The following is a 3,596-nucleotide window of genomic DNA, read 5'->3' on the forward strand; positions in this document are numbered from 1 at the left end:
GTATGCATCCGGCGAGACGCGCCTTGTCGTGAGGTAGGGGCCTGCTCTTAAGAACGCTCTCGAGAGCACGCTTAGGAGCAGTGGATGCGGCAGATCACGGTGATGACCGGGCCGGAACGGCGGCGGCGCTGGAGCGACGAGGAACGGCTCCAGATTTTGGCAGAAGCCTTTGCGCCTGGGGCCAGCGTTTTGGCTGTGGCGCGTCGGCACGATATTTCCACGGCGCGCATTTACACGTGGCGCAACAAGCTGCGGCAGCCGCCCGCCCTGACGGAGTTCGCCGAGGCGGTGGTTGACGATGGCGAACAGCAGAATGCGCACCAGGCCGCAATGCCGGTGATCATCGTGGATCTGGGTGGCAAAGGGCGCGTGAGCATATCTGCGTCGGCACCAGCTGCCTTGGTGTCGGCAGCGCTCAAGGCCCTGCGATGATCCCAGCTGGCGCGCGGGTGTGGATTGCGATGGGCCACACAGATATGCGGCGCGGCATGCAGAGCTTGGCAGCAATGGTGCAGCAGAGCTTCTCGCGAGACCCATTTGCCGGCGATCTTTGGGTCTTTCGCGGGCGCAGCGGGGCGCTTGTGAAGATAATCTGGCACGACGGCCTCGGGATGTCGTTATATTCGAAGCGATTGGAACGAGGGAAGTTCATTTGGCCCGCCGCGAAGGACGGCGTGGTGTCGCTGACGAGCTCACAGCTGGCCTGCCTGCTCGACGGAGTGGACTGGCGGAACCCGCAATATAGCTGGCGCCCACAGAGCGCAGGATAGGCGCAGATTTTCTCGGCGGAGGCTGCATTTTCCGCTTCATCCGGGAGGTTTTCTATGATTCCATCCAAGTTGTGGACGCCGCCGTTTCGCCCCTGCCTGACGATATCGAAGCGCTCAAGGCGTTGGTACGGCTCAGTGCGCAGCGCGCCGATGAAGCCGAACAGCGGGCCACGAGCGCTGAAGCCGAACTGGCCAATGCCCGTGCCCGGGAGAGCGCCACCGAGGCGTTGATCTCGCACTACAAGTTGCAGATCGCCAAGCTCAGGCGCGAGCAGTACGGCCCCAGCGCCGAACGCACCCGCCGGCTTCTTGCGCAGATGGAGTTTGAGCTCGAAGATTTGGAGGCCGACGCCGCCGAAGATGATCTGGCCGCCGAGGCCGCCGCGACAAAGGCGACGAACGTCACCGCCTTTGAGCGCAAGAGGCCAGTTAAAAAACCGTTCCCCGTCCATTTGCCCCGCGACCGCGTCGTCGTTCCGGCGCCCTGTTCCTGTCCGGCCTGTGGCGGCATGCGCCTGTCGAAGCTGGGCGAGGATGTAACCGAGACGCTGGAGGTAATCCCGCGTGCCTGGAAGGTCATCCAGACCGTACGCGAGAAATTCTCCTGCCGTGACTGCGAGAAGATCACGCAGCCGCCCGCGCCATTCCATGTCGTGCCGCGTGGCTGGGCAGGGCCAAGCTTCCTCGCCATGCTGCTGTTCGAGAAGTATGGGCAGCACCAGCCGCTCAACCGCCAGGCGGAGCGCTTCGCTCGCGAAGGCGTGCCGCTGAGCGTCTCCACGCTTGCCGATCAGGTTGGTGCGGCGTCCTTCGCCTTGATGCCCATCTTTCGGCTGATCGAGGCCCATGTCTTTGCCGCCGAGCGCGTGCATGGCGACGATACCACCGTGCCGGTCATGGCCAAGGGCAAGACCGATACCGGTAGATTATGGGATTATGTCCGGGATGACCGCCCGTTCGGCGGCGCCGATCCGCCGGCGGTGGTTTTCTATTATTCGCGCGACCGGCGCGGGGAACATCCCCAGGCGCACCTCGCGTCCTGGTCCGGGATTCTGCAGGCTGATGCCTATGCGGGCTATTTTGAGCTGTACGCTCCCAACCGCCAGCCTGGTCTCATCCTGGAGGCAGGATGCTTTGCTCACGCGCGCAGGAAGTTCTTCGAACTTGCTGACGTCGAGGGCGCTGCGCGCAAGAAGAGCCGCGGCGAGCGGACTGGCCCGATCTATCCGATTGCGCTGGAGGCGGTGCAGAAGCTGGACGCCCTGTTCGACGTTGAGCGCGGTATCAACGGCAAGACACCAGCGGAGCGGCTTGCCGCCCGTCAGGAGTTGAGCGCGCCACTGATCGCCGAACTGCACGACTGGTTGAACGCCCAACTCGCCAAGCTGTCGCGTAACCATGATCTCGCCAAGGCTATCAACTATATGCTTCGGCGCTGGGACTCCTTCACCCGCTTCCTCGTCGATGGCAGGGTATGCCTCACGAACAACGCAGCGGAACGGGCGCTACGCTGTGTGCCACTCGGGCGGAAAGCATGGCTATTTTGCGGCTCCGATCGCGGCGGTCAGCGCGCCGCCATCATGTTTTCACTCATTCAAAGCTGTCGCCTCAACGACCTCGATCCCCAGGCTTGGCTCGCCGACGTCCTTGCCCGCATCGCCGGTCATCCGGCTAATCGGCTTGGCGATCTGCTCCCATGGAATTGGAAACCAACAGCGTTGAAGCTGGAGCCGTGATCTCATAGCATCACGGCATGGAATTTGACCCGCAACCCGAACTGATTGAATCCTCTCTCTGCCGGTCCATCGAACAGGCGGGCGTACGGCTGACCATCAACATCGTGCGGCTCGCCACCGAACGTGGCTGGTCCCTCGAGGTCGTCAACGAGCACGGCACCTCGACGGTCTGGGACAATCTATTCCCCACCGACCGCGATGCCGATGCTGCATTCCGCGATGTGCTCGCTCAAGAAGGCGTCGAGGCCTTCCTCGGCAAGTAAGATGCCAAATCCCCCAGCAAACCGTCAGTAGCCGCGGTCCTCACCGGATGCGTACGAGCCTTCTGAACGCACCGAAGTTGCTCTCCAGCCTGCCCGCCGCCTTGACGGGCGCTGCGGCATGGCCTCATCTGACTGATAAATCTGTGTATTAATTCCCAGAAGACTGATTGGATCGGCCCTGAAACGAGGCACTCGATCCTCACTCGAATGCACGGGCGCCCGCGCCTCCAGATGCCGCAATGTCCTGAGGATTGCGCAACGGACAGTCGGCCAGGGACAGGCATCCGCATCCTATGCAACTCGCCATCTGATCGCGAAGATGGGTCAGCTTCTCGATCCGCTGATCCAGTTCGGCGCGCCACAGGCTGGACAAGCTCGACCAGTCCGACGCGATCCGCAAATGCCCCGTCGGCAACCCCGCAAGATGCTCCTTTATCTGCGCCAGCGGAATGCCAACACGCTGCGCAACCTTGATCACCGCAATTAGCCGCAGAACCGAGCGATGGTAACGCCGCTGATTGCCGCCAGTGCGCTCGCTTTCGATCAGCCCCTGCGCTTCGTAGAAATGAAGAGTGGACACGGGCACGCCGGCACGACGGGCGACATCGCCGACGCTCAGATTGGCAGCAGGGAGGGGGATCGAAACGCTCCTAAGCGCAATGGGATCGGAAAAGCGGCAGAAGAGCCTTTACCTCAACATTGGTTGAGGTTCTATAGAAGCCCTCCCTGATTCGCAAGGGAGGCGTATTTGAGATTTTCCATAACTGGCACTGGCCGATTTCTTGCCGTGCAAGCAGCGGCGGCCGTTCGCCAAAATCTGTTGCAAA

5 protein-coding genes are annotated in these 3,596 nt (G+C 62.1%); 4 read left to right on the top strand and 1 reads right to left on the bottom strand.

From position 1 onward, the window contains the following. The first annotated feature begins 84 nt into the window (after positions 1–84). The 4 genes from tnpA to DM806_RS03075 all read left to right on the top strand — a co-directional run bounded on the left by tnpA (position 85) and on the right by DM806_RS03075 (position 2,769). Positions 85–432, top strand: coding sequence for an IS66-like element accessory protein TnpA (tnpA, locus tag DM806_RS03060; RefSeq protein WP_062788688.1), 348 nt, complete (start codon positions 85–87; stop codon positions 430–432). Continuing rightward, on the top strand, positions 429–770 hold the full coding sequence (tnpB, locus tag DM806_RS03065) for an IS66 family insertion sequence element accessory protein TnpB (protein ID WP_019052498.1): 342 nt from the start codon (positions 429–431) through the stop codon (positions 768–770). The genes tnpA and tnpB overlap by 4 nt, the downstream gene beginning before the upstream one ends. Before the next feature lie 71 nt (positions 771–841). After that, complete coding sequence (tnpC, locus tag DM806_RS03070) at positions 842–2,506, top strand: IS66 family transposase (protein ID WP_179041790.1); 1,665 nt, start codon at positions 842–844, stop codon at positions 2,504–2,506. 17 nt (positions 2,507–2,523) lie between these two features. Continuing rightward, positions 2,524–2,769, top strand: a complete 246-nt coding sequence (locus DM806_RS03075) for a hypothetical protein (RefSeq protein ID WP_019052496.1) — start codon at positions 2,524–2,526, stop codon at positions 2,767–2,769. Between the two features lie 199 nt (positions 2,770–2,968). On the opposite strand, the gene soxR is transcribed toward DM806_RS03075, so the two are convergent. Next, positions 2,969–3,409 (bottom strand): redox-sensitive transcriptional activator SoxR, encoded by a 441-nt coding sequence (gene soxR / locus DM806_RS03080; protein ID WP_179041791.1) that lies wholly within the window; start codon positions 3,407–3,409, stop codon positions 2,969–2,971. Positions 3,410–3,596 lie beyond the last annotated feature (187 nt).

It is taken from the genome of Sphingobium lactosutens (assembly GCF_013393185.1).
Classification (GTDB): domain Bacteria; phylum Pseudomonadota; class Alphaproteobacteria; order Sphingomonadales; family Sphingomonadaceae; genus Sphingobium; species Sphingobium lactosutens_A.